At 37.7% G+C, this 25,198-nt stretch carries 24 protein-coding genes and 1 pseudogene; 3 read left to right on the plus strand and 22 right to left on the minus strand.

The window, feature by feature from the left end:
* Positions 1-69: 69 nt before the first annotated feature.
* The 14 genes from NXS10_RS06570 to NXS10_RS06635 form a co-directional block, all read right to left on the minus strand.
* Positions 70-885: a transporter substrate-binding domain-containing protein gene (locus NXS10_RS06570; protein ID WP_259138999.1), complete on the minus strand. Its 816-nt coding sequence runs from the start codon at positions 883-885 to the stop codon at positions 70-72.
* Between the two features lie 139 nt (positions 886-1,024).
* Entirely contained in the window at positions 1,025-2,368 is a 1,344-nt protein-coding gene (locus NXS10_RS06575) for a DEAD/DEAH box helicase (protein ID WP_259139000.1), read from the minus strand.
* 86 nt (positions 2,369-2,454) lie between these two features.
* Positions 2,455-3,453 carry a phospho-N-acetylmuramoyl-pentapeptide-transferase gene (gene mraY, locus NXS10_RS06580; RefSeq protein ID WP_259139001.1) on the minus strand — a complete coding sequence of 333 codons (999 nt, stop codon included), beginning with the start codon at positions 3,451-3,453 and terminating at the stop codon, positions 2,455-2,457.
* Between the two features lies 1 nt (position 3,454).
* Positions 3,455-5,677: a penicillin-binding protein PBP2X gene (gene pbp2x / locus NXS10_RS06585; protein ID WP_259139002.1), complete on the minus strand. Its 2,223-nt coding sequence runs from the start codon at positions 5,675-5,677 to the stop codon at positions 3,455-3,457.
* A gap of 3 nt (positions 5,678-5,680) precedes the next feature.
* Entirely contained in the window at positions 5,681-6,004 is a 324-nt protein-coding gene (gene ftsL, locus NXS10_RS06590) for a cell division protein FtsL (RefSeq protein ID WP_373318044.1), read from the minus strand.
* An 8-nt stretch (positions 6,005-6,012) separates the two neighbouring features.
* Positions 6,013-6,963 (minus strand): 16S rRNA (cytosine(1402)-N(4))-methyltransferase RsmH, encoded by a 951-nt coding sequence (rsmH, locus tag NXS10_RS06595; protein WP_259139003.1) that lies wholly within the window; start codon positions 6,961-6,963, stop codon positions 6,013-6,015.
* An 83-nt stretch (positions 6,964-7,046) separates the two neighbouring features.
* Entirely contained in the window at positions 7,047-8,297 is a 1,251-nt protein-coding gene (locus tag NXS10_RS06600; RefSeq protein WP_259139004.1) for a glutamate-5-semialdehyde dehydrogenase, read from the minus strand.
* Positions 8,284-9,105: a glutamate 5-kinase gene (gene proB / locus NXS10_RS06605; RefSeq protein WP_259139005.1), complete on the minus strand. Its 822-nt coding sequence runs from the start codon at positions 9,103-9,105 to the stop codon at positions 8,284-8,286. The genes NXS10_RS06600 and proB overlap by 14 nt, the downstream gene beginning before the upstream one ends.
* A 61-nt stretch (positions 9,106-9,166) precedes the next feature.
* Positions 9,167-10,756: a permease-like membrane multi-spanning protein gene (locus NXS10_RS06610; RefSeq protein WP_259139006.1), complete on the minus strand. Its 1,590-nt coding sequence runs from the start codon at positions 10,754-10,756 to the stop codon at positions 9,167-9,169.
* Positions 10,757-10,773: 17 nt separating this feature from the next.
* Positions 10,774-11,505 (minus strand): ABC transporter ATP-binding protein, encoded by a 732-nt coding sequence (locus NXS10_RS06615; protein WP_259139007.1) that lies wholly within the window; start codon positions 11,503-11,505, stop codon positions 10,774-10,776.
* Positions 11,506-11,664: 159 nt separating this feature from the next.
* On the minus strand, positions 11,665-11,922 hold the full coding sequence (locus tag NXS10_RS06620; protein ID WP_259139008.1) for a DUF896 family protein: 258 nt from the start codon (positions 11,920-11,922) through the stop codon (positions 11,665-11,667).
* Between the two features lie 18 nt (positions 11,923-11,940).
* Positions 11,941-13,980 (minus strand): glycine--tRNA ligase subunit beta, encoded by a 2,040-nt coding sequence (gene glyS / locus NXS10_RS06625; RefSeq protein ID WP_259139009.1) that lies wholly within the window; start codon positions 13,978-13,980, stop codon positions 11,941-11,943.
* Between the two features lie 13 nt (positions 13,981-13,993).
* On the minus strand, positions 13,994-14,908 hold the full coding sequence (gene glyQ, locus NXS10_RS06630; RefSeq protein WP_259139010.1) for a glycine--tRNA ligase subunit alpha: 915 nt from the start codon (positions 14,906-14,908) through the stop codon (positions 13,994-13,996).
* Positions 14,909-15,179: 271 nt separating this feature from the next.
* Complete coding sequence (locus NXS10_RS06635; RefSeq protein ID WP_259139061.1) at positions 15,180-16,019, minus strand: aldo/keto reductase; 840 nt, start codon at positions 16,017-16,019, stop codon at positions 15,180-15,182.
* Positions 16,020-16,192: 173 nt separating this feature from the next.
* On the opposite strand from NXS10_RS06635, the gene NXS10_RS06640 reads away from it, so the two are divergent.
* Entirely contained in the window at positions 16,193-16,753 is a 561-nt protein-coding gene (locus tag NXS10_RS06640; protein ID WP_259139011.1) for a hypothetical protein, read from the plus strand.
* A gap of 47 nt (positions 16,754-16,800) precedes the next feature.
* Here NXS10_RS06640 and NXS10_RS06645 read toward each other — a convergent pair whose 3' ends face one another.
* From NXS10_RS06645 to NXS10_RS06660, 4 genes are all read right to left on the minus strand, one after another.
* Positions 16,801-16,926, minus strand: coding sequence for a hypothetical protein (locus tag NXS10_RS06645; protein ID WP_259139012.1), 126 nt, complete (start codon positions 16,924-16,926; stop codon positions 16,801-16,803).
* Positions 16,927-17,241, minus strand: coding sequence for a DegV family protein (locus NXS10_RS06650; RefSeq protein ID WP_259139013.1), 315 nt, complete (start codon positions 17,239-17,241; stop codon positions 16,927-16,929).
* A gap of 250 nt (positions 17,242-17,491) precedes the next feature.
* Positions 17,492-18,310, minus strand: coding sequence for a Cof-type HAD-IIB family hydrolase (locus NXS10_RS06655; protein ID WP_259139014.1), 819 nt, complete (start codon positions 18,308-18,310; stop codon positions 17,492-17,494).
* A 68-nt stretch (positions 18,311-18,378) separates the two neighbouring features.
* A complete protein-coding gene (locus NXS10_RS06660) occupies positions 18,379-18,804 on the minus strand; it encodes a hypothetical protein (protein ID WP_259139015.1) in 426 nt (141 codons plus the stop codon).
* A gap of 832 nt (positions 18,805-19,636) precedes the next feature.
* Between NXS10_RS06660 and NXS10_RS06665 the strand changes: the two are divergent.
* Positions 19,637-19,933: pseudogene (locus NXS10_RS06665) on the plus strand (Rgg family transcriptional regulator); the annotation flags it as partial.
* Positions 19,934-20,093: 160 nt separating this feature from the next.
* Positions 20,094-21,233, plus strand: coding sequence for a low temperature requirement protein A (locus NXS10_RS06670; RefSeq protein WP_259139016.1), 1,140 nt, complete (start codon positions 20,094-20,096; stop codon positions 21,231-21,233).
* Between the two features lie 31 nt (positions 21,234-21,264).
* On the opposite strand, the gene NXS10_RS06675 is transcribed toward NXS10_RS06670, so the two are convergent.
* Genes NXS10_RS06675 through NXS10_RS06690 form a run of 4 tightly spaced genes read right to left on the minus strand, consistent with a single transcriptional unit; the run spans position 21,265 to position 25,050 of the window.
* Positions 21,265-21,468 carry a heavy-metal-associated domain-containing protein gene (locus NXS10_RS06675; RefSeq protein ID WP_259139018.1) on the minus strand — a complete coding sequence of 68 codons (204 nt, stop codon included), beginning with the start codon at positions 21,466-21,468 and terminating at the stop codon, positions 21,265-21,267.
* A 31-nt stretch (positions 21,469-21,499) separates the two neighbouring features.
* Positions 21,500-22,366, minus strand: coding sequence for a cation diffusion facilitator family transporter (locus NXS10_RS06680; RefSeq protein WP_259139019.1), 867 nt, complete (start codon positions 22,364-22,366; stop codon positions 21,500-21,502).
* A 10-nt stretch (positions 22,367-22,376) separates the two neighbouring features.
* Entirely contained in the window at positions 22,377-24,611 is a 2,235-nt protein-coding gene (locus tag NXS10_RS06685; RefSeq protein WP_259139020.1) for a heavy metal translocating P-type ATPase, read from the minus strand.
* Between the two features lie 10 nt (positions 24,612-24,621).
* A complete protein-coding gene (locus NXS10_RS06690; RefSeq protein ID WP_259139021.1) occupies positions 24,622-25,050 on the minus strand; it encodes a CopY/TcrY family copper transport repressor in 429 nt (142 codons plus the stop codon).
* Positions 25,051-25,198: the final 148 nt, after the last annotated feature.

Here is a 25,198-nt window from a genome sequence, read left to right on the forward strand (position 1 = left end):
TTTGTAAATGATTTAAACTTCATTCCGTGATAAGAAAAAGCTATCACAGTGATAGCTTTTTGATAAGAGTTAATCAATATCTGACACATAATCTCCACCAAAGTAAGTTTGACTAAGCTTTGCTAGAGTACCGTCTTTTTTCAACTTCTTGACACGCTTATCAATAAAGGCTTTGAGTGTTTTTCCCTTATCATTTTTAGGAAGTAGTAAATATTCTAGACCTTCCGTTGATTTCTCAACTTTGTCCTTGACAGGCGAAATGGTCAAGTCCATACCTTGATCTTTAACGATGTAATGTGAGGAAATAGAGTCATACAAGACAAAATCAATCTTACCCGTTTCGATATCTTTCAAACGACTAGAGATACCCGTTGTCCCTTCGACATAGTTGATTGCAATCGGTGCTTTATTAGGATGCTTTGCGTTCCAATTTTCTAAAATCTGTGCATAATTAACCCCTGAGATAGTTTCTGTTGTTTTACCTGATAGCTGACTTAGAGAGGTATAAGCTTTCCCTTTAGCAGATATGATAGCATAATTTGAACGTGAGATAGCAGCTGAGAAAAGATACCTTTTCGCACGTTCCTCATTGTAGTTGTAGTCATTTGCACCAATATCATATTTACCTGCATCCACACCCACAGCGATACTATCAAAAGAAACTGTCTTAAAATTAACCTTGTACTTAGATCCTTTGAAGATAGCCTTAACTACCCCAACATCATAGCCTTTAAAAGCATTCCCTTTTTTGTAAGTAAAAGGAGCGGTATCGGAGTCCGTTGCTACGGTAATGCTCTCTTTGCTCTCAGCATGAGCAACACTAGAAATCACTCCAACTAGCAAAACAGCTAAAGCAAGAAAAAAAGTCTTGATAATAGATTTCATAAAATACGAGTCCTTTCTGCTTAAATGTGATGTAAGATTAGTGTAACACCATTTGGCAAGATTGACTAATACTGCTTTTTTATCAAGTCATAAGAAAAAACTATCACAAAAGCACCTCTGTTTGAGGTGCTCCATTCACCTAAAAACTTTGACGCTTGGCTTTACGTTCTGCGCGTCCTTTGGCACGATTTGCAATACGACGTTCTTTGCGACGCTTTTCATCCACTTTCCACTGGATTTTCTTCTTATAGCCTGGTTTGATTTTTTTCTTTTTCTTTTTGACCAGACCAATCATCTCAGTATCCAATTTCTGATACGATTTTTCACGATTAGCTCTACGATCACGGTCATAGGTATCTTGAAATTCTCCGTTTTTGATGATTTTTGGAACAAAGTGAATGCCCATTTTTTCCAACTCACGAATATCAGAGTCATCACTTGGTTGATAAAGTGTGATGGCGATACCAGAAAGACCGTTGCGTCCGGTACGTCCTACACGATGTACGAAAAAAGACAAATCTTGAGGAATGCTATCGTTGATAACGTGGCTAACACCCTCAATATCAATGCCACGCGCAGCAAGATCTGTCGCAACAATATATTCATACTCCAACTGTTTGATGTGTTGCATCATACGCTTACGCTCACGTGGAGAAATCCCACCGTGAATTTTAGCTACCTTAAGCCCATTGCTTGACAGATAGGCATGAAGTTCATCCGCACGTTCCTTTGTATTGACAAAAATCATCGCAAGAAAAGGTTGAAGCATTTTGGAAATAGTTAAAATTTGGACATTATTGTCTTGTCCTTTAGTGGAAATCAACCAGTTATCAATGGTATCTGCAATAACTGTCTCAGTCTTTATAGTTTCCATGATAGGATTAGTCAAGTATTTTTTTAAGAAAGGCTGCAGTTTTTGTGGAATAGTTGCCGAAAAAACTAAAATCTGAACGGTCTTTGGCAGACGAGCTGCAATCTTATCCACGGTTCTTAAAAAGCCCATATCTAGGGTCATATCTGCCTCATCCACAACAAAGGTATGTGCCTTGTGGATAGCAAGGTCACCAGAAGCTACTAAATCATAGATACGCCCAGGTGTACCAATAACAATATGTGGCTGGCTCGTTTTAAGCTTCTCAATCTGACGCTTTTTGTCCGTACCACCCACATAGTGCCCAATGCGAATCGTCTCTTCGGAGTGATTTGCGATTTGTTTTGTTGCTTGGTAAATTTGCACAGAAAGCTCACGACTGGGTGCTGTGATAACTACCTGTGTTTCTGCTTTTGTCTCGTCCAACTTTTCAAAAATCGGAAGCAAAAAAGTATGAGTCTTTCCCGAACCGGTCTTTGATTCACCAACCAAATCGCGCCCTGAACGAATGGCTGGAATTAACTTTTTTTGGACATCCGTTGGATGTGTAAAATGCAACTCATCAAGGGCAGCTTGAATATAAGGTTTAAAATTAAAATCTTTAAAAGTCATATTTTCTCTCTTTGTTTTCGTTTTTCTTATTATAGCATGATTTTCACTCGAAAAGCAAAAGACCGAGAAAATCTCAGTCTAGCGCCTTATAAATAGAGGATAGCAAGGGTGAATACAGACATGATAATACCAACGCCCCACAAGAGAGCATCTACTTTCCACTCACTCCAAGTTGACCCCTGTCCTGTTAAGCCACCTAACTCTAAGTGATGGTGAAAGGGCGTCATTCTAAAGATACGCTTGCCCTCTCCTGTCCTTTTCTTAGTGTATTTGAAGTAGGCTACTTGTAGTATAACAGATAGTGTCTCAAAGACATATACAAAACCAATGAAAAGCAATGTCCACTCTTGGCGCAGGGCTATGGAAATGGCAGCCAACATCGCACCTAACGCTAAGCTACCAACATCTCCCATAAAAACTTTGGCTGGCTTGTGGTTAAAAACAAAGAAACCTAATAAAGCCCCAATCATAGTCACAATGATAATTAAAATATCAAATTGTTTTTGCATAATAGCAATCACAGCATAAGCAGTCAAGCTGATAGCAACGGAAATTGAAGCTAGACCATCAATACCATCTGTTAGATTCACCGCATTGGAAAAACCTACAACCCAAAAAAGAACAAAGAGTAGGTAAAAAATTCCTAAATGCAGATGGTATCCAAAGATGTTGATAGCATCTGTTCCACTTGGACGTACATGAATGAAGTAGAAAAGAAGACCAGCAATAATCTGTAAGCTCATCTTTTGCCATGGTGTAAGCCCTTCGTTAATTTGCTTGAAAATCTTCAAAAAATCATCTAAAAAGCCAATAATACCGTAGATTAAAACGACGAGTAAAATACCAAGCACTGCTCCCAGAGGCATTTTGTCAAATAAGCTAGAGACAAATCCTACCATAATAGCAACAACTAAAAAGACTGTCCCCCCCATCGTTGGTGTTCCTGCTTTTGCTAAGTGTTGCTTAACATCTTCATGCATCTGTTGGCCACCAATTTTTTTTAATTGGTAATAGCGGATAAACCTTGGCATAGCAAAAATAGTTAGGATAAATGCAATTACACCTGCCAATAAACTGATTGTCATGTTAGTCTCCTAATGTTATTGTTAATTTTTTCACTTTTTTGATACTCTTACCCGATTCAACACTCTGCTTGATGACAGTTCCTGACTTCTTACCTTTAACGGTAAGATCAATACCTGTCCACTTAGCAAATATCTTGACATTTTTCTTGGTCCAACCGTACATATCTGGCAACTCTGTTAATTTATCTGTTAAGAGTAAGATTTGCTCATTTTCTGAAAGGTTGCGACCTGTTGCTTTTGAACTTTTACTTATCTTGCTACCATTGCCTAGGATAACAGGTTGAACGATATTTTGACGTAGCACTACAGCAGTATCCCCAGGATTTTTACCAATAATATTTGGTAAGGTATACTTAGTAGATTTATCTTGCTTGACGGTCGAAGTCGTCAGGGTATCTTTCATAGCTAGGGCTTGCTCAAGTACAGGATTTACAAGAGTAGACCATTCTGTTCCAAACCAACTCTTTGGTTGTTGGAGAGTAACATACATCAGAAAATCAGGATTATCAGATGGAACCATCGCAATAACAGAGTTAATCGTATCGTTGGGACCTGTCAAATAGGAGCCATTTTCAGCAATTTGAGCTGTACCAGACTTAACAGCAATAGTTTGATTGCCTGCTTGGATGATTGGTTGACCTTTTGAGACAAGTGTTCCATAAGTAGCGTCTGTTCCGACAGTCACCATGTAATCACGTGTCTGACTGGCTGCATTTTTAGAGACGGGCTTTCCGACAACTTCAGTTGTTGCAGTTCTATTTGTGTCTGTATTAGGATCATGAATGTTGCGGATAAACCGTGGCTCAAGCATAACACCATCATTTGAGATGGCTAAAAAAGCTCTAATCATTTGCACTCGTGTCACCCCTATCGCTTGACCAAAGGAAGTCATGGTACCATTAACACGCGTCAAGCTAGGAAATAAACCGCCGTCTTCGTTTAACATACCAAAGCGAGTTGGATAGCCAAAGCGGAATTTTGAAAGATAACTAAACCAAGTGTTATCTCCCATTTTTCCCTCTAAAATAGACATCCCAACATTACTAGAATGCGCAAAACCTTGGACAAAGTTCATATATAAACCATCTGTCCTTCCCTCATTGACATCCCAGTCACGAACCGTCACATCTCCCACCTCATATTTATTACTGTAATAGTATTCAGTTGTGTTAAAGACACCGCTATCAATAGCAGATGCTAGGGTCATAACCTTCATGGTCGATCCCGGTTCAAAGTAAGTTTGATAGAGGAGGTCGTTTTTGTTTGAAAGGTCATTATAAGTTTGAGGATCTGTTGGATTATAAGTTGGACGTTGTGCAGTGGCTAGGATTTCTCCTGTTTTGGCATTTACCAGTGTCGCAGTGATATTTTTTGCATTGACCTGACTTTGAAAAGCATCTAGTTGCCCCTCAAGTAGAGTCTGTAACGGTTCTGATAGGGTCGTATAGATGTCTTTACCATTGATAGCCGGCTCTGATTTGACCACTGATCCTAGCAGAGTATTACCGTTGCTGTCTTTTTCATAAGTAATGTAACCATCAGTTCCTGAAAGCGTGGTATTAAATGATGCTTCTAAGCCTGTTTTCCCAACAAGCTGACTACCTGATGTATCATCTTCAAGCTGAGCATAACCAACAAATTGTGAGGCAAATATACCGTTTGGGTAAGTTCTCCCAGGGCTTGTCTCAAAACCAATCCCACTAACATTAGCTTTTTTCATTGACTCTTCAATAGCAGTCATAGTTGTATAAGAAATCCCCTTGCCCTTTACTCCAAAAAATACTTGGAAGAGCTTCTTTTGTTTGAGCTGCTTTAGAACCTCTTTTTTCTCTATACCTAGCTGTTCATTCAAAATAGTTGCAACTGTTTTGTACTGAGAAGGCTGAACATAGAGTTTTTTCCCATTACTATCCTTATAGCTTTTTGAGATAATAGCATATATGGTGTAGGTGGTGGCATCTTCAGCAATAGCGTTCCCATCACGATCATAGATAGTTCCACGCTTTGCTTGCACTTTAACGGTTGTTTGATAAACGTTCTTAGCTTCTACAGATAATTTTTGTCCAAATTTTCGATCTGTTCCAACAATGACAATAAAATTTACGACAAAAATGAAAAATAGAGCGATGGCTAAAATCATAAGATTCTGCCCTACGCGCTCTCTATTTTCCCTTGGGCTTTTTCTATCCTTAGTCACATACCTTAAAAAGCGATTACCTTTCATTGTCTAATCCACCTTTTGAATATTTCCAGTTTTATTGGACAAACCTGCTTTCTTAGCAATTTCGGTCACTCGTTCTCTTGTCATAAGTTCATTGACCTCTTGCTTTACATCATCATACTCCGTTTGTTTTTGCGTAATCTGACTATTTAAATGCGATATTTCCTGCCTTTGCTGAAGATTACGGCTTTGTAAGAAAATAATTCCTACCGCCATAATAATAGCTGTCAGGATGATGCTTGCGTAAAATGCTTTTTCAATACGGGAAAATTTACGAATACGGTGCTGCAAACTCAGCATATCTTTTTCTTTAGTATCATCTCTCATCATATCATTTATCAGTCACGAACTTTTTGTGCCACACGCAACTTTGCAGAATGCGCACGGTTATTGGTTCTTATCTCCTCATCACTTGGTAATATTGGCTTACGATTGATAAGCTTTAGTTTTGGTTGCATCTCTTCTGGGACAAAAGGCAAGCCCTTAGGCGCATGCGACTCCGAAGCTTCTTTCAAGAGTTGCTTGGTTAATCGATCTTCTAACGAATGAAAAGTAATCACAGAGATACGACCATCCACCGCTAGTAAATCAATGGCAGACTGTATAGACTCATCTGCTGAGCCAAGCTCGTCATTGACCTCAATACGAATTGCCTGAAAAATCTGTTTGGCAGGGTGTCCTTTTTTCTTGAGTTCACGATTAGGTTTAGCTGATTTAATAATATTCGCCAATTCTGTTGTGGTCTCAATAGGCTTTAGCTGACGATAAGACTCAATTTTTCTAGCAATCTGCTTAGAAAACTTATCCTCACCATATCTAAAAAAGATACGCACCAAATCATGGTAATCATAGCTATTGACTACATCATAAGCCGTCAAAGACTGCTCACGGTTCATTCGCATATCAAGAGGTGCATCCTGCTTGTAGGAAAAACCACGCTCTCTCTCATCTAATTGCGGACTAGACACTCCTAAATCATATAAGATACCATCAATCTTCGTTACACCATGCTTAGCAAGCTCTTCTCTCAAATAACGAAAATTTGCTTTGATAAAAGTAACCTGTCCTTTTTGAATATAGTCTGCTAGGTAGCGGTGAGCATTGCTAATAGCTTTTTGATCCTGATCAAAAGCATAGAGATGCCCCTTATCACTTAATTTGGATAAAAGATAGCGACTATGTCCAGCACCACCAAGAGTAGCATCTACATAGATACCATCTGGTTTGATATCTAACATATCAATCGTCTCATGCAATAAAACAGTAACGTGTTTAAACTCGTTAGTCATAACCTTTATTTTACCATAATTTACTCAAAGGATAAACGCAAAAGCGATTTTACTGTTATCAACTTGTAAAATTGCCTTTTCGCTTATTCTCTTATCTGACCAGAACCATTGATATAGAACTTCGTGCTGGTCAGCGCTTCTAGTCCCATTGGTCCTCTAGCATGCATCTTCTGAGTAGAGATACCTATCTCAGCTCCTAAACCAAAGACATAACCATCTGTAAAGCGTGTAGAAGCATTGACATAGACCGCCGCTGCATCGATTGCCTCTTGAAAACGTTCAGCGTGATTGATATTAGTGGTGACAATTGCTTCTGAATGATGACTACTATAGTGATTAACCCAGTCAATCGCAGCTTCTAAATCATCAACAACCTTTACTGATAGGATATAATCTAAAAACTCTGTAGCATAGTCCTCATCACTTGCTAAAACAGCATTTGTGAGATAACGACTAGCTTCTTTATCCGCCCGAAACTCTACAACATGAATATTCTGGATAGACTCTTCTAAACGAGGAAGAAAAGCCTTTGCGACACTCCGATGCACTACTAAGCTTTCACAAGCATTGCAGACACTTGGACGCTGTGTTTTTGCATTGATGACAATACGTGTAGCCATCTCGAGATCTGCATATTCATCTACATAGATGTGGACGTTACCGACACCTGTTTCAATCACAGGTACTTTGGAGGTTTCCTTGACCGTCTGGATAAGCTTTTGCCCACCTCGAGGGATGAGAACATCAATATAATCCACAGCCTGCATAAGTTCTTTAGCTAAACTATAGCTAGTATCTTCGATAAGTTGCACCGCATTTGGTGTTATACCTTGATGAACCAAACTCTTTTGAACTACATTAACCAGAGCTTTGTTCGAGTAGATAGCGTCACGTCCGCCACGTAAAATAATAGCATTGCCAGTCTTAAAGGCTAGACTAAAGGCATCAATGGAAACGTTTGGTCTACTTTCAAAAATCATAGCAACAACGCCAAGAGGCACACGCTTTTGAACAATCTTAAGTCCATCCCTATTGGTATAACCACGTACCACTTGACCGATAGGATCTGCTAAATCCGCTACTTGACAAAGTCCTTTAGCCATCGTTTTTAAACGTTCAGATGTTAATAATAAGCGGTCAATCATAATCTCTGAAACACCGTTACTCTGCGCATTGCTGACATCATAAGCATTTTCAGATAAGATGTAATCTGTGTTTTCAAGCAAGTCCTTTGCCACTTGATAAAGTACCTGATTTTTTGTACTTGTACTCAATTCTGCTAAGTCACGACTGGCTGTTTTGGCTTGCTGCCCTAGCGTATCAATAATCGTCATCTGCTGTCACCTCACTGGCAAAATAGGTTCCAATATTCTCTCCTGAGATTGCTGTCAACATTTTTCTAGGATCTTTACCATTCATCAAAAGCATTTGTCCCCCCACATCAAACATCATCTGCGCACTTTTGAGCTTACTACGCATACCGCCTGTGCCAAATTTACTACCAGCACCGCCTGCCGATCTCAAAATATCATCTGTAATCTCTGATACATGACTACGCAGAACAGCATCTTCATAAATTGTGGGATTTTTATCATAGAGCCCATCAACATCTGACAACATAATCAACAAGTCCGCCTGTGTAAAACTTGCTACAATAGCAGAAAGGCGATCATTATCACCAAACTTCGTTTGGTGATCCATCTCATCTACACTTATAGCATCATTTTCATTGATAATCGGCAGTATCCCCATCTTTAGCAAACTTTCAATAGAATTGGTTACATTTTTCAGACTTTTGGGATATTCGACCACATCACGGGTCAACAATACCTGTGACACTGTTGTGCTATAATGGTTAAACATCTGCGTATACAGGCTCATCATAGCTACCTGTCCAACACTTGAGATAGCTTGCTGTTGATCAATTTCTTTTGGACGTTTCTCTTTATCAAGGACATTTAAACCAAAACCCATAGCACCAGACGAAACCAAAATGACCTCTAAACCTCGGTTCATCAAAGTGGAGATAACGAAGGCTAAACCGTCAATACTCTCTAAGTTGATTTTACCATTTGGCAAAATTAAGGTACTTGTTCCTACCTTTATGACTAATCGTTTTATACTCTCAAAGTTACGTTTCATATTCAAAATTATAACACAAAGCAAGCAAAAAACCTAGATGAGATTATCTAGGCATTTTTGACTAGTTTACTTTTTTCCAAAAGATATGGTTAATGAAAAGCTGCAGAACAAGCATCAAGATAGTTGACATAATAAGAATGACACTACTAGTGACAATTGGGCTAGTATTTACTGATACAGCAAAAGCAAGTATAATCAAGACTATTCCTAGGATAAGCTCACTAAAAAAGAAGAAAGCAGTCAACAGTTGACTATTGCCACGACTAAAGAGCTGATTGACATTTTGCCAGTTGAGACTGAGATGGCGGTAGTCATTGCGGTAAATCAGTTGCCCCTGTAATAAAGAGGAGGACAATATACCCAAAACTAAACTCACAAATAAAATAGGAGACATTCTAAGAATAAAGGCTACTAAAAAGAGAAGAAGAGTCACAGGCAAAACTTGAACACCATACAAGACCCAAAATTTTTGTTTGATAAATCCCTTAAAAGAAAACGGTAAAGTTCTAAGGTATGTGTAGTTACCTTTTTCTAAAGACAAACCAACACCTAAGATAGACGTTATCTGTGTCAATAAGAACCCTAGCATCACACCCACTAGAAAAGCAACCCCAAAGTAATCACTGCTAAAAGATTTGCTAAATCTAAGAATTCCCCCAAAAGAAGAAAATATCATAATAAAAGGTACGCTATAAGTTTGCACAAGTAAAGACCCATGATTTAAAGTAGAGAGATGATGACGTATCATCTGATGATGCGAGCTTGTTTTTCTTACCTTCTCTTTAGGCTGTTTTTTGCTAGGGGAAACTTGAGCATAGAGCGTATCTCTATAGTAATTCGGCATGACAATCGTTACAAGTACAACGATGAGCAGTACCGTCAAACCAATAGCAAACCAATAGTTGAGTAAACTCTCGCTAGACAACGGTGCAAGCACAATATCTACAAAGCCTCTAAAATAAGGTAGAGGAATCATATGAGCAAGACCATTCCCATCTGTTACCTGTGCATTCGTCCCATTGATATAGAGTAGCAAAATAATGCTCCCAAAACTAACAATAGACGTCAGAATTGTTGAGATAAATTTTTTATGACGACTACGAACAATATATCGACCTATGAGACTTGTCGCAAGCAGAGACAGACTAAGGACTGTCACAGATAAAACAAAAAAGTTTAGAATACCTAGCAAGATAAACCAAAAACGAGATGTCATTTGCCAATAAGCAAAGCAAAAAAGGATTAGAATAGGTAACAAGTACACTAAACTTAGACCCAGAGAAGCAAGCACCTTCGCTACAAACAATTCTGTTGGTTTTATAGGCAGGGGAACATAGTTTTTTGTATCATCGCTCTCATAAAAAACACTATACATAGCTGAAAAAGATGTCAGAAAAGCCAGTACTACTAATATCACTATTTGATGCCCTAGTAAATAAGGGTAGTGCTTGTAATCTGCCATCAACAAAAAACAACTAAAGAAAATCGTCATCATCAACATGAAAAAGACTTGATTTCTTATCATCTCTTTAGCGACTGAAAAGCGTGCTTTTTGTTTTTTCTTCTGCCTTTTACGAATATTAGCCAAGTAGGCACTATTAGAGTAGAGGATATTGACCTTGACTAACTCCCAAATCATTGACCATTTCATAATAACCTCCTAACCCTTTAATCTTCTTGTGCTTTTCTACCAGCTAGCTCCAGATAAATCGTCTCCAAATCTTTGTTTGAGTAGCGATTCTTTAGCTCCTCGATGCTACCAACATAGATGAGTTTCCCTTTTTTTAGAATGCCAATACGGTGGCAAAGCTGCTCAGCCACCGCTAAAACGTGTGTTGAAAAGATGACGCTGTTACCTTCTTTTGCGTGCGTTTTCATCATTTCTTTTAAATCATAAGAGGCTTGTGGATCAAGTCCGATTAAGGGTTCATCTAAAACCCAAATATCAGGATTTGAGACTAAAGCTCCAATAACAATAACTTTTTGACGCATTCCATGTGAAAAGCTGTCAATGACGCCATAACGTTGCTCATCGAGCTCAAAAAGAGTGACCAACTGGTCAATGCGTTCTTTTGCTTGGCTGCTAGGAACATCGTAAACTGCCGCTAAAAACTGCCAATACTCCTGCGCTGTCAGATTTAAGAAAATATCGGGAGAATCAGGTACATAGCCTATCTTACGCTTAATGTCATCTCTATGCTCAGATAATAACAAATCATCCACATAAACCTCACCATAGGTTGCATCGATAATGGATGTCAAAATACTAATAGTCGTTGTCTTTCCGGCGCCATTGTGTCCTATCAATCCAAAAATTTCACCATCATTGATAGTGAGGTTGAGATCACTAAGAGCCTCCTTTTCATCGTACAATTTCGAAACATGCTCAAACCTTATCATATCTCCCCTCCTCTAATTTCTACTAAACAAGTATTTGTTTGTTCTATAAAATAAATACAATCTCCTTGTTACGATTGTACTCTTCTTTGAAAGCATTGTCAAGCGCTTCTAAACAATACTACAGTGACACAAAAGCTCTTGCCAAGGCAAGAGCTTCTTCTAGGAATTTGGATCATCTAAACTGCGTCCATGCAGACCTTTTTCACGCTGAATTTGACGTAACTTTTCAGGAGTGATATCATTTCCTTTTTCGTCTACTATCTTGATGCCTTCAATGTGATGGCGAACAGCTCGACGATAGCCTTCAATGTATTCTTTACGAAGATTGGCTTGTTCTATTTTCTCTTCAGATGTTAATCCCTCTTCTTTTTTCTTTTTAGCAAGCTCGTTAATACGAGCGATTTTATTGGCATCCATAATATTCTCCTTTAACGTTTACTTTGTATTGAGTTTATTAAAGGCTGCAATTTGACTAGCTTTTGCCACAAGACTGGAAAGCAGTGCTAAGCGGTTGTTTTTAAGAGATTCCTCTTCTGCCATGACCATTGTATTGTCAAAGAAAGCATCAATGACTGGGCTAAGTGCAAAAAGTTTATCTAAATTTTCTGTCATCTCATTTGATAGATCTAAACTATTGACAGCATCATACAAAGCTTTTTCTTCATCGTTTTCAAACAAGCTAGGATCAACTAAACCACTGTTCTCTGCTTTTTCAGCTAGGTTAAAGACACGTGAGAGACTCTCAACAGCCGCCTTATAGTCAGATGTATTACTCTTTTTAGCAAGTGCTTGACTAGCTGCTAACATCGCTCCCACAATATAAGTAGATGAGGCTAACGTCGCTTCTCTGATGTCTTTTGCGATGTTACTATCCATCATTTTTTCAATGCGAGCTACTACAAAGTCCATCACTTGATCTTTATGAGCATACTCTAGGCTCTCAAAGCTAAGGGTATACAAATCTGTTATCAACTCATCCAGTGGAATATCCCAGCCAAAGGCATCCAAAATGCGAACAATGCCTTGTGTCGCACGACGTAGAGCATAAGGGTCATTCGAACCACTTGGAATAAGACCAACAGAAAAGAATGACAACACTGTATCAAGCTTATCAGCAATAGATAAAATTGCACCAACCTTAGTCTCAGGAAGTGCACCGTCTGCTGAATTTGGTAGGTAATGCTCACGAATAGCAGTCGCAACCATTTCAGACTCACCAGCAAGAACAGCATATTTCTCACCCATAATTCCTTGCAACTCATCAAATTCGCCCACCATACCAGTTAATAAATCAAACTTGTAGATAGATGCTGCACGCAAGACAGCCTCTTTTTCATCAGCTGTCAAGCCTGCTTTTTCAGCCAGATAGTCAGCTATTACCTTGGTGCGCTCCATGTGAGCAAACAAAGAACCGATTTTTTCATGAAAAGTAACGTGCTTGAGTTTTTCAACCAAGTCTGAAATGAGCAATTTTTGGTCTTCATGCCAGAAGAAAGCGCCATCTTCTAACCTTGCAACCAACACTTTTTCATTTCCTTTGATGACATTATCAAGAAAGTTACTATCACCATTACGCACAGAGATAAAGTTTGGGAGGAGTTTGCCTGACTTGTCACGCACAACAAAGTAACGTTGATGATTCTTCATAGAAGTCACTAAAACTTCCTCTGGAACAGCTAAGTATTTTTCATCAAAAGAACCCATAAATGCCGTTGGATACTCCACTAGATTGAGAACCTCATCAAGTAAGTCATCATCAATCTCAACAGTTACATCATGTTCTTTTTCTATCGCCTCAATTTGTGAGATAATCATGGCTTTACGTTCCTTGCTATCTGCGATAACAAAAGCATGACGTAGATCCTCTTCATAAGAATCCGCCGAAGAAATCTCTACTTCTGTTCCTAAAAAACGATGTCCTCGACTCGTACGTCCTGATTTAATATCCAGAAAATCAAGGGAGAGAGCCTCATTATCAAGAAGAACAATCAAGGTATGAACAGGACGGATATACTCAAAGGTATTGTTTGCCCAGTGCATATTAACAGGAAAGCTCAGATTCTTTAGGACACTAGTGACATTATCAAGAACAGAACGAGCTGATTTTCCTTCTTCGTGCTTTGTCACATAAACATACTCTTCGCCTTTTACTTTACGAAATGTAATGTCTGCAACAGTTAATCCCTTACCACGTACAAATCCTTCAGCTGCCTTAGTAAAATTGCCATCGCTATCAAGAGCGATTTTCTTAGCAGGACCTTTGAAATCTTCCTCTAAGTCAGACTGTTTATCAGACAAGCCTTTGACTCTCACGGCTAAGCGACGTGGTGTTGAAAATACCTCAATATGATCAAAAGTAAGACGATTCTCAGTTAGATATGCCCTCATCCTTTCTCCAAGTTGTTCCATTGCAGATGTTACTACGTAAGCTGGCATCTCTTCTAGTCCTAGTTCGACAAGTAAATTATGGGTCATGATATCTCCTTTCTTAGTCCTCTTTTCCTAATAACTGGCGACGTGTCTCTTCGTCAAGAAGTGGATAACCTAGACGCTTACGCTCAGCAACAAAAGTCTTCGCTACAACACGGGCTAAATTACGAATACGAGCAATATAGCCTGCACGTTCAGTTACAGAAACAGCACCACGTGCATCAAGAAGATTAAAGGTATGTGAACACTTCAGCACATAGTCATAAGCAGGATGAACTAAATGTTCTTCTAACGCACGCTTGGCTTCAGCTTCAAACTTGTCAAAATTTTCAAGCAACATGGCTTGATTAGACACTTCAAAACTATATTTGGAGTGTTCATATTCCGGTTGTTTAAAGATTTCGCCATACTTAACACCAGAAGCCCACTCGATATCATAAACAGAATCCACCTCTTGGATATAAGATGCCAAACGTTCCAAACCGTAGGTTACTTCTGCAGTGACTGGCTGGGTGGGAAGCCCGCCAACTTGTTGGAAGTAAGTAAACTGTGTGATTTCCATACCGTCTAACCATACCTCCCAACCTAGACCTGCCGATCCTGTAGATGGGTTTTCCCAGTTATCCTCAACAAAGCGAATATCGTGTTCAAGGGGATTAATTCCCAAAAGCTCTAAGGACTTGAGATAGAGTTCTTGAATATTACTTGGACTTGGTTTCATAACCACTTGGAACTGGTGATGTTGGTAGAGACGGTTTGGATTTTCCCCATAACGTCCATCTGCAGGTCGACGACTAGGCTCTACATAAGCAGCATTCCATGGTTCAGGACCTATAGCACGCAAGAAAGTATAGGGACTCATCGTTCCCGCCCCTTTTTCATTATCATAAGCCTGCATTAGCATGCACCCCTGATCATTCCAATATTGTTGGAGCGTCAGAATAATTTCTTGGAAAGTTAATTTTTGAGACATCTTAGTCTGTATCCTCCTATCAACCTAATATGAGCGATAAACAAAAAGAACCGCCACACTCCTATGTAAACATAGGGGCGTTGGTACGCGGTTCCACCCTAATTTATAGCTTCATTGGTTTATAAAACATAGCAAAAGAGCGCCAATCACGCAAAATTCTACTTGGCTCACACCAACTCCAAGCTCGCTAAAGAAAATATCAAGCGTCATTTTCTCTTTTCACGAATTTATTGTAGCAAAAATAATGAATTTTGTCCATACTTACAAATATTTAAAAATCAACTTTATCTGGATCAGCTGCCCCTGAAACACCAGAAAGCGTATCAAGCGCTTGCATATCCTCAAAACTTAGCGCAACTTGTGGCACTTCTAAATTAGACACGATACGCTCAGGTGTTACAGACTTCGGCAATGGTAAAAAACCATGTGCTAAACTCCAAGCAAGTGCTAGCTGAGCGACAGTAACCTGATAGTTTTCAGCCAATCTTTTAGCCGTTGGATGACTAAAGAGTTCACCCTGACCAAAAGGTCCCCATGCTTCTAATAAAATCTTTTTATCTTTACAAAAAGATACTACTTCTTCTTGTAAAACACCAGGTGCTAGACGGATTTGATTAACTGCAGGAACAATAGTAGCTGTTTCAAATAATGCTTCTAAGTGATGCACCATAAAGTTACTAACACCAATTGAGCGCACACGCCCAAGCGCCACTTCTTCTTCAAGAGCTTTCCAAATATCAGCATTACGCCGTTTCCATGATCCATCACGCAGAGATTTAGGATTTGGCCAATGAACTAAATACAAATCAACATAGTCAAGACCTAATTTAGACAAAGACGCATTCAACGCTTGATGTGCCTCTTGCTTAGTATGAGCTGTATTCCATAGTTTTGTGGTGATAAAAAGTTCGTCACGTTCCAGACCTGAGTCCTTGATGGCACGTCCAACGCTTTCCTCATTACCATAGATAGCTGCCGTATCAATATGGCGATAACCTGCTTGAAGAGCAGATAAAGTCGATTTATAAGCTTCTTCTCCATCCCTTGCTTTAAAGGTTCCAAAACCAATAGCAGGTATCGTTTTTCCATTATTTAGAGTATACATTTTCATCATAGTGACCTCCCTTTATTACCAAGTTTAGCTTTTTTTAGACATTGCGTCAATACATTTTCCTCTCAACACAGACCGTTCATTCCTATTTAGATTTATTTGTTCTTCATTTTATCTTTTCTTTTAATCCATTTAAGAGTATAATAAAGAGGAATACTTTTTAAGGAGTTCCCATGAAACAGTCAAAGAGTGAATTTCTCTTCTTTATTTTGAGTCTTCTGTTAGTCCTCTTTTTAGGAGCAGCCTTTTTCATCTTTAGAGATACAGGTAATAAGTCTGAGAAGATTAGCCATCAAGCAACTAGTCAATCTAGCACTACTACTTCTAACTCTTCTAGCGAAGACACTACTAGCATTGAACAGAGTTTGATAAATCTCAAAGCTCAACCAACACAAGATGGTATCACATCTCTTCAAGCTGAGATTGATAAGGTGAGTGATAACACTAAAAAAGCACAATTGCAAGAAGAACTTAATGTTATCTCGGCAAATCTTGCTATCACAACTGCAGATAGTCTACGTACCAAAGATAGTGTCGCAAATGCTCAAGTAGCCATTGACAAGGTCAGTGATGCGACTGCTAAAGCAAATTTACAAGCAGAGCTAGACCCTATCAAACAAGCAGTATCAACAGCTACCACAACGCAAACTTACACGAATACGAATACTTATAATACCTATAATCAAGAAGAAAGTGACTCAACCGATTTGACCACAGATGACGATACCGAATGACAGCCTTTCATATAAAAAGAAAACGATTATAAAAATCTGAGTTATACTCAGATTTTTATTGTTGCATAACCAATCATCACTCCACCCCGCTCAGCGTAAAAACTGCATAAAACAGACGTCGGATAAATTAAAATGGTTGCTTCTGGAAAGTCACTTTCAATAAGTTTTGTCAATTACTGACAAAACTTATCATTATCTTGATAAGCGATGACAAAGCGACCACCTATATAGCCTCTATTTTTCAATTCCTGATAAATTTTTTGAAGAGTCTTTTTAAATCCACGTTGTTTTTCTAGTACTTCTAGCGTTCTCTCCTTGCTCGCCTCACCAACCAAGCGAATGTTCAAAAGCCCCACAACTGTACCTACTACTTTTGATAAGCAATCATTTTTCACAAGATCATCCACCTTAGATAGAGCAAACAAAAGTTTTGTTTGCTTTTGATAGTGAGTGAGTTCCCCAGCCACCTCATCTAATGGTAATGTCATAATATCACAAGCCGAATCGGCTACAATTTTCCAAGTCGCTATCTTCCCCCTTACTCTCATTTGGTTTGATAAAACAAAGTATTATTACTTAGAAATAAGAACAAACTGTAACACCCCATCTAAAAGTGTCACTTCATCACAGTATCTCACTTTCTTTACCTTTTAAGTATTTGAAAATATTCTAATACGACGAACATCATCCGTTAGAAAACGACTACTTGAAAATAAAACCTCAATCTTTTCATTTTATTTATCGACCCAGCAAAGCATAATCATAAATTGCCTTAGCAACCCCACAATCATCGTTTGAATTTGTCGTGTAGCGACATCTTCTTTTAATGTCATCTGAAGCATTGCCCATAGCAACACTGACACCTACAAATGCTAACATTTCAACATCATTGGCCGCATCTCCCAGTGCCATAATCTCAGAAGGTGCAATGTGTAGTTTTCTAGCCAACTGTTTGAGCCCACTTGCTTTTGATATACCTTGTGGTAAGATTTCGTAAATATATTCCTGGCTTCTCACCGTACTGAAATCCTGCGATAATTCCTTGTCAACATCGGCTTGAAAAACATCAAGAGAGGCTTTTTTAGCCATATACATCGCTTGAAAAATTATCTCACCCTCTTTTTTGAGCTCAAACTCATCAATAGCTCTAGCAGTATCAAAAACCAAACTAGCATCATACTGTACTAGATCTGGCACTTCATCAGCTAAAACATAATAACTCTTATCCCCCGTTAAAGTCAAATACACGTCATCATAGGAAGCACAAGTTCTATTCAAACGCTTGATTTCAGCATAACTAAGCTCTTCTGAAACAATTAAATCCCAGTTTTTAGTATTATAAACACTACAACCATTATTCATGATGATATACTCTTCATCCGTAAGTCCCAGTTGCTCAAAATAAGGTACAATTCCAGATTTTGGACGTCCTGTACACAAGACAATCTTAATTCCTTTCTTGCTAGCTTGTTGAAGAGCAACAATATTTTCTGTAGGAATTTGCTTTTGACTATTGAGAAGAGTTCCATCCATATCTATTGCTATTAGCTTAATCATACAATTTAACCTTTATCTTTCTTTGAGCTTTTAAGTATTTTTTCTACTGCGTTATGTTGCAATACTTCTTACAACGTTTTTTCCAATGTAGTGATATTGAGAGACAAAGAAATATTATTTTGTTTAAACCTTTTTAATTCCTTATTCGCTGCTTTCTTATAATTCATGAAAGCAAGTCTCAACTTAGATATTTCTTGTCCTAAATGGCGTTCAAACTGGGCATTAAGGTCACCCCAAACCTTTTTGACAGAACTCTCTAAATCCTTTGTTTTATCAATTTCTTTAGATAGTTCAACAAATTTAGCAACTTCCTCCTTTGTAAAGACAAAGTAAGTTTGTACACTACGCCGACTCACTCTATGTGTTTCTTTTGGAAACTCATAGCCAGATAACTCCTCAATCTTTAAGTGCCACTTTTTAATAGTGCTGATTGATTTATCTGTTAATTTTTCTATATCTTTGCATCCAATTATTAGTACCTCCTTTAATGACATAGTCTAATATGTTAAAATTAAGCCTGATACATTTGTATTATTTGCCAACAATAAACTATATTTTATATTATTTTTTAAAATTGAAAGGATAAAAATGACAGAGACAAAGACCCTATTTTCTAAGTGTTTAAACAATAGCATTTAAAACACAGCTATACACAATCTAAAATTGCACAAAAACTTAGTACTATACAAGGTGCATACCCAAAACAGGAAAGTGGCCAAAGAGAACCTAGCTTTTATCATTTATTTCAACTTACATCTTTATTCCATACTACAACAAGTTGCTTGTTAGGCAAAATAGATGATGATATTCAAAATTTTTCTTCTAAAAAGATGAAATATCCAAATAAGAAATCTCATTTTGGATGTTATCATAATAGCAGATATAAATAGCACCTCGGTAGAGCAAATTATAAAAGAAAACTCCAAAGATGAATTTGAATACGAAGCATTTAAACAAATATATCAAGATACTATAGATAAATTGAAAAATTCCTATAATAATTCAGGAACAACTAATACAAAATAATTTTACTTTATTGTTACTGCATAATCAAGAGCTTTATTTACCTAACATGCAAACTTTGCCTAATTTTTAACTAATCATAAATAAAAGCGAACAAATTAGCATCCTATTTACTTTACCCAAAATGGCGTTAAATGGACAAGCTTATTTTCTAAAAATCTCAGATAACATGTAAGCATTTATTCAACAATAATGATACCATTTATCAAAAGTTTTGACATTTTCTTAATCATTGAATTTTCTTCTAGTTTTTATTTATTATATTAATGAATAAAACGACTGGAAATTGTTGTTAGGAAAGTGAAAATCATTTTATTAAGTAACTGTGTGCGTACCATTAGCTATAACTCATATTTTCTGTTAACCAGGGAAATGCTCAACCATTACATCTATTCTTCATTGAATAAAACCAATAAGCAACTTGCCTCTCAGCTCGCTATAAATTGTTTTATTCTTAGATTTTTGAATGATTATTTAATTAATGAGATAAAAACATTATGAGGTGATAGATTAAACTTTTATGAACAGACCATTTTTCTCTATGTAGCTGACTACTTTGAATTTAAGCAACGATTAGATAGTGGAATTGGAAAAATGAAATGATTTCCTACCATTTAACGTTATACAAATCAAAGGCGTTTCAATAAAAATACATCAGTCCTAACAATCTCACTCTTAATGCTATTACTGCAAACCATCTTGTCAAACAATGCAACTTTTAGTAAAATGAAATCACATTAACTACACACAAGGAGATATCATGCCTGATATTGTTGCTAAACGTGTCTCAAACTATGAGTTGTTCTATGATTTGGTCTTTGTTTTTGCAACTAGTCGCTTAACAACCTTACTACATCAAGAACATCTAACCTTTGGAATATTTCTCAATTTTATCATCACAAGTATCCTAGTCTTTTTTATTTGGTTAGGACAGACTTTCTACCTCAATAAGTACGGGGAGAGAGACCGACTTGACATCTATACAAATATCGTCGCTATGTTTAGTATTGGAAATTTTGCCCTGAATATCGGTAAACTCGATTACAGCTCCACAGATGTGCTAGTCTATAATGGTCTGTTAATACTATCTTATGCTCTCATCGTCTATCAATACTACATGCGAGGAAAGCAAAACGGTTTCACACAAGATATTAGAGTTAACATTCTAACTTTTCTTGGTTCTATGATTGGCTTTGCACTTCTAACTGGTGTATGGTTTATCCTCAAAAATATAGCTGATGCTAGACTTATATACTTTATTGGTCAGTATTTCTATGCTGTTTGGCTTTTGCCTATTGTCTTTCCATTTTTCTTTTACAAGTATTTTGACGAAACCTTAATCAATTTTCCACATTTGGTAGAGCGATGCCAATTAATTACTATTATCAGTTTTGGAGAAACCGTGCTGGGCATCATTCAGACCTATCCACTAACGGATTACCCTATTGTTGGCTTTGCTTTCTTTATCGGTATGTCTATGATGTTTATCACCTACATCTTACAAACTCATCTCAATATTAACCACCATCAAGTAACTCGCGCACGTGGGCTTGTAGCATCACACATACTACTTATCATTGGAGTTAATCTTATGACAGTCAGCATAGAGTTTTTTGCCAATCCACATCATGTAGAGACTGGAATTATCCTTTTCTTAACAGCTCTTAGCATCTACTATATTGGTCTTATCTCAACGTCTATTTATAATCACAAAACCTACCTAATACGTCAACATAGCCTTTTTGAATATATAGTCTGGCTATTGATTTTTGGGATTATTTTCTATATTGTACATCATAATCTCATCTATCTCAGCCTTACTTATGCCATTTTTGGCTATAGTATGGTACGTGTCGGATCATCACAGCGCAGACGATCTAGAGAAATTGCAAATCATTAGGCTGAAAAAAAAGCGACGAATGTCGCTTTTTTTATTTCTCATCACCCAACTTATACTTGGTATCTCTAAGAGCACGCTTTAAAGAAAACTTAAAAGGTTTTCCTGTTACAGTGACTAGTTCTTTTTTTAAGTCAACATCAACGTTTTCAACGCCACGAACAGCGCTTAATTTTGCTGCTACAGTATTTGCGCATCCTGCACATTTCATGCCGAACACTTGATATGTTTTTTTCATAAAAACCTTCTTTCTGTCAATCTAGCATTATCTAAAATTTATGGATGCAATGGTGGTGGTGTTCAAAAGAACTACGATCACACTCGATTGCCGACTCGATAATATTGTGTGCTTGGAAAATATGATGAATCTGGTCACGTACCAAGTCCCTATCAGCGCTTTTTTCGCATTCAATATGCACCATAGCAATATGACGTCTACCATCGATGGACCAGACATTGAGTTGATTGATACTCTTTAAGCCATCAATGGTCAGCATTTCTCTTTTTAATGGCTCAATAGCTAGACTAGCTGGGCGCTTTTCCAAAAAAATTTGAAGATTAGAGATAAACTTAGGTAAGGCTTTGTATAAGATAAACACTGCAATGATAAGTGATAATAAAGGATCAAGGAAATACCAATCTGTAAAGCGTAAGATAACAGATACGCCAATTATAGCCAACCAACCTAACGTATCCTCTAGGAAATGCAAGCTTAGGATAGACTCTTGCTCAGAGTGCGTGCCATCTAAAACACGACTGGCCAGCACATTAACGACAACTGCTACAATACCTAAAAAGAACATGCCATTATAATTGATCGGTTGAGGATCAAGCAATTTGCTAACATTTTCAATCAAGACAAAAAGAGAACCTACAATAAGAATGACAGACGTTAGCATAGCTCCTAAAAGGCTAAATCGTAGGTAACCGAGGGTATAATTTCCGTCACTTTCTCGCTTTGAAAAACGTTCAAAATAATAGGATAAGCCAATCGCCAAAGCATCACCCAAATCGTGCACAGAATCTGCTACAATGGCACTGGAATTAAAGAGTGTTCCAAAAAGCAGTTCGACAACAGCAAAACCTAAATTGGCAATAAAAGCGACGAATATAGAACGACTAGAGTTTTTCTCCATAATAGCTCCTTTATAATCTCATTACTTTTAGACGTAGCGCATTTAAGATAACAGACACAGAGCTACATCCCATAGCTACTCCTGCTAACATTGGATTGAGTAATGGCCCGCCAAACAAATAAAGTACACCCATAGCTACTGGAATCGAAAGAACGTTATAGATAAATGCCCAAAAAAGATTTTCTTTAATTATTTTAATCGTCAAGCGACTAATTGTCAAACTTTTGACCACATCAGCTAGCTCAGGTTTCATCAAAATAATATCTGCTGTCTCAATAGCAATATCAGTCCCAGAGCCTATAGCAATACCAACATCACTACTTGCCAAAGCAGGTGCATCGTTGATGCCATCTCCGACCATAGCTACTCTATGTCCTTTTGCTTGCAACTCAAGTATAGCTTTTGCCTTTTGGTCAGGAAGAACATCGCTAATGACTTGCTCAATGCCCACTTGTTTAGCAATAGCTTTCGCAGTCTGGCTGTTATCACCTGTTAGCATAACAACATTAACTCCTAGATTGTGAAGTGTCTTGATAGTCTCCTCACTATCTGCTTTTATTTGGTCAGCTAGGGTAATAATACCAATAAGTCTGCTATTTTGTCCAACATAGATAGGTGTTTGACCAAGTTCAGCCACTGAACGGACAACATCGTAAGCTAGTGATACATCAATCTTTTTCGCTACCATGAGCTTGGCATTCCCAACATAGAGCGTGTGTCCAGAAACCTCTGCTTGCAGACCAAGACCTGTTAAGGACTTGAAGCTGTCGACAGAGTAAAGAGACAAACCTTTTTCAAAAGTTTTTTCTACAATTGCTTGACCTAAGGGATGTTCTGAAAGTTTCTCAATAGAAGCCACCTGACTGAGCAACTCATCCTCTGATACACCAAAGGTAGTAATGCTAACAACTATCGGTTTCCCTTGAGTTATTGTTCCTGTCTTATCAAAAACAACAGTATCAACGTGGTGAGCATTTTCAAGTATATCGCCACGTTTAAAGAGAATACCATTTTCAGCAGCGCACCCAGTACCAACCATGATTGCCGTTGGCGTCGCAAGTCCTAGCGCACAGGGGCAAGCAATGACTAATATAGCAATGGCAACCTGAAAAGAAAAGACAAAACTTTCATTCATAACAAAGTACCAAAAGACACCTGTCACAAGTGCAATTACGATTACAATCGGCACAAAAACACCTGATACACGATCGGCAATCTTAGCAATAGGTGCTTTAGTTTGTTGAGCATCTTCAATCAATTTGATGATATGAGAAAGAAGCGTTTCATCACCAACTTTTTCAGCACAGACTTTAAGTACTCCTTGTCCATTGATAGAAGCACTGTAAACGTGACTGTTCACAGCTTTTTCAACAGGGATAGCCTCGCCAGTCAGCATAGACTCATCAACTGCAGAGTCACCTGAAATCACAACACCATCAACAGGTATCTTTTCACCTGGTCTGATAAGGACAGTGTCCCCCACCACTACTTGATCAATTGAAACAGATTGTTCCCTACCATGACGTATAACCATCGCTTTCTTAGCCGATAAAGTCAATAGTTTGTTGATAGTATCCGACGTACGTCCTTTTGATAACAATTCAAAATATTTTCCAAGAGTTATTAGTGTCAAAATAACTGCTACAGACTCAAAGTAGAGATTATGTACGTACTGTGTATAACCAAATCCAATATGATATAAGCTATAAAGACTGTAAAGAAAAGCTGCGAGCGTTGCTATCGCTACCAAAGAGTCCATATTAGGATGCCCTTTAAAAAGTGACCGAAGCCCATTGTTATAAAAACGACGTTCAAAATACATGACAGGCAAGGTCAAAAGCAATTGCGCTATCGCAAAATGCATCGGTGCATGGTGGGGAGATAGAAGACTTGGCAACCAAAATCCCAGCATACTTCCCATAGCAATATAACAAAGAGGAAGCGCAAAGATAACGGATAAGATAAATTGACGCCACACATTACTAATAGCCTCGCTTTGACGCTTAACCTGTGTGTTATTTATCATTGGTTCAAAGAGAGTTGCTGCATATCCTGCATCTGAAACTACCTTTTTAATAGCCTCTGCTGTTTCTTCACCTTCATAATCAACAGTCATTTTTTCTGTAGCGAGATTAACAACAGCATTCTCAACCTTACTTAGTTTCTTAACTGTCTTTTCTATCGTCAGCGCACAAGAAGCACAAGTCATTCCCTCAATCAAAAATACATCTTTTTTTTCAGCCATGCGATGCCTCTTATTTTAAATATTCTTGACAAGTGCATTGACCAGGAAGACAGGTACAAGCCACCTCATCAACTGCAGTTTTTTTCTTATCTTTTAGAAACATCTGCAACTGCTCTATATCTTCAAATGTCATATCAGTTCTTGTGAGAATATATCGGATAATATCCAAATGTTTTGTCGGACAAAGCTTATCAAAAAGATCATCTATCTGATAAAAAATAGCTTCTCGCTCAGAAATCTTAGCAGAATAGACAAAACCTTTACCAACTTTTTCTGTCGTAAGATAGCCCTTATTCACTAATCGCTTTAGAAGTGTCTTAATCGTAGAGGAAGTCCACTGTAATTTTTGACTTAAAATAGTAAAAACAGTTGTACTTGTGACACGTTCTTGTGTCCAAACAACTCGCATAACATCCCATTCAGCATTTGATATAACCATTCAAGACTCCTTTTGTTTACATTTGTAAATGTATTATAAACTATTTGTTTACATTTGTCGACGATTATAGCTTAAAATGAAAGAGATTCTATTTACTTCTAACTTTAATTTTATCTGTTTGATTATTTTTTAGCTTGCAAAGAATTTA

It is taken from the genome of Streptococcus sciuri, from assembly GCF_024814375.1.
GTDB lineage: Bacteria > Bacillota > Bacilli > Lactobacillales > Streptococcaceae > Streptococcus > Streptococcus sciuri.

Excerpts from the sequence above, each read along its gene's own strand:
- NXS10_RS06570 (WP_259138999.1), bottom strand. The coding sequence starts at position 885 with ATGAAATCTATTATCAAGACTTTTTTTCTTGCTTTAGCTGTTTTGCTA.
- NXS10_RS06575 (WP_259139000.1), bottom strand. The coding sequence starts at position 2,368 with ATGACTTTTAAAGATTTTAATTTTAAACCTTATATTCAAGCTGCCCTT.
- mraY (WP_259139001.1), bottom strand. The coding sequence starts at position 3,453 with ATGACAATCAGTTTATTGGCAGGTGTAATTGCATTTATCCTAACTATT.
- pbp2x (WP_259139002.1), bottom strand. The coding sequence starts at position 5,677 with ATGAAAGGTAATCGCTTTTTAAGGTATGTGACTAAGGATAGAAAAAGC.
- ftsL (WP_373318044.1), bottom strand. The coding sequence starts at position 6,004 with ATGATGAGAGATGATACTAAAGAAAAAGATATGCTGAGTTTGCAGCAC.
- rsmH (WP_259139003.1), bottom strand. The coding sequence starts at position 6,963 with ATGACTAACGAGTTTAAACACGTTACTGTTTTATTGCATGAGACGATT.
- NXS10_RS06600 (WP_259139004.1), bottom strand. The coding sequence starts at position 8,297 with ATGACGATTATTGATACGCTAGGGCAGCAAGCCAAAACAGCCAGTCGT.
- proB (WP_259139005.1), bottom strand. The coding sequence starts at position 9,105 with ATGAAACGTAACTTTGAGAGTATAAAACGATTAGTCATAAAGGTAGGA.
- NXS10_RS06610 (WP_259139006.1), bottom strand. The coding sequence starts at position 10,756 with ATGAAATGGTCAATGATTTGGGAGTTAGTCAAGGTCAATATCCTCTAC.
- NXS10_RS06615 (WP_259139007.1), bottom strand. The coding sequence starts at position 11,505 with ATGATAAGGTTTGAGCATGTTTCGAAATTGTACGATGAAAAGGAGGCT.
- NXS10_RS06620 (WP_259139008.1), bottom strand. The coding sequence starts at position 11,922 with ATGGATGCCAATAAAATCGCTCGTATTAACGAGCTTGCTAAAAAGAAA.
- glyS (WP_259139009.1), bottom strand. The coding sequence starts at position 13,980 with ATGACCCATAATTTACTTGTCGAACTAGGACTAGAAGAGATGCCAGCT.
- glyQ (WP_259139010.1), bottom strand. The coding sequence starts at position 14,908 with ATGTCTCAAAAATTAACTTTCCAAGAAATTATTCTGACGCTCCAACAA.
- NXS10_RS06635 (WP_259139061.1), bottom strand. The coding sequence starts at position 16,019 with ATGAAAATGTATACTCTAAATAATGGAAAAACGATACCTGCTATTGGT.
- NXS10_RS06640 (WP_259139011.1), top strand. The coding sequence starts at position 16,193 with ATGAAACAGTCAAAGAGTGAATTTCTCTTCTTTATTTTGAGTCTTCTG.
- NXS10_RS06650 (WP_259139013.1), bottom strand. The coding sequence starts at position 17,241 with ATGACATTACCATTAGATGAGGTGGCTGGGGAACTCACTCACTATCAA.
- NXS10_RS06655 (WP_259139014.1), bottom strand. The coding sequence starts at position 18,310 with ATGATTAAGCTAATAGCAATAGATATGGATGGAACTCTTCTCAATAGT.
- NXS10_RS06660 (WP_259139015.1), bottom strand. The coding sequence starts at position 18,804 with ATGTCATTAAAGGAGGTACTAATAATTGGATGCAAAGATATAGAAAAA.
- NXS10_RS06670 (WP_259139016.1), top strand. The coding sequence starts at position 20,094 with ATGCCTGATATTGTTGCTAAACGTGTCTCAAACTATGAGTTGTTCTAT.
- NXS10_RS06675 (WP_259139018.1), bottom strand. The coding sequence starts at position 21,468 with ATGAAAAAAACATATCAAGTGTTCGGCATGAAATGTGCAGGATGCGCA.
- NXS10_RS06680 (WP_259139019.1), bottom strand. The coding sequence starts at position 22,366 with ATGGAGAAAAACTCTAGTCGTTCTATATTCGTCGCTTTTATTGCCAAT.
- NXS10_RS06685 (WP_259139020.1), bottom strand. The coding sequence starts at position 24,611 with ATGGCTGAAAAAAAAGATGTATTTTTGATTGAGGGAATGACTTGTGCT.
- NXS10_RS06690 (WP_259139021.1), bottom strand. The coding sequence starts at position 25,050 with ATGGTTATATCAAATGCTGAATGGGATGTTATGCGAGTTGTTTGGACA.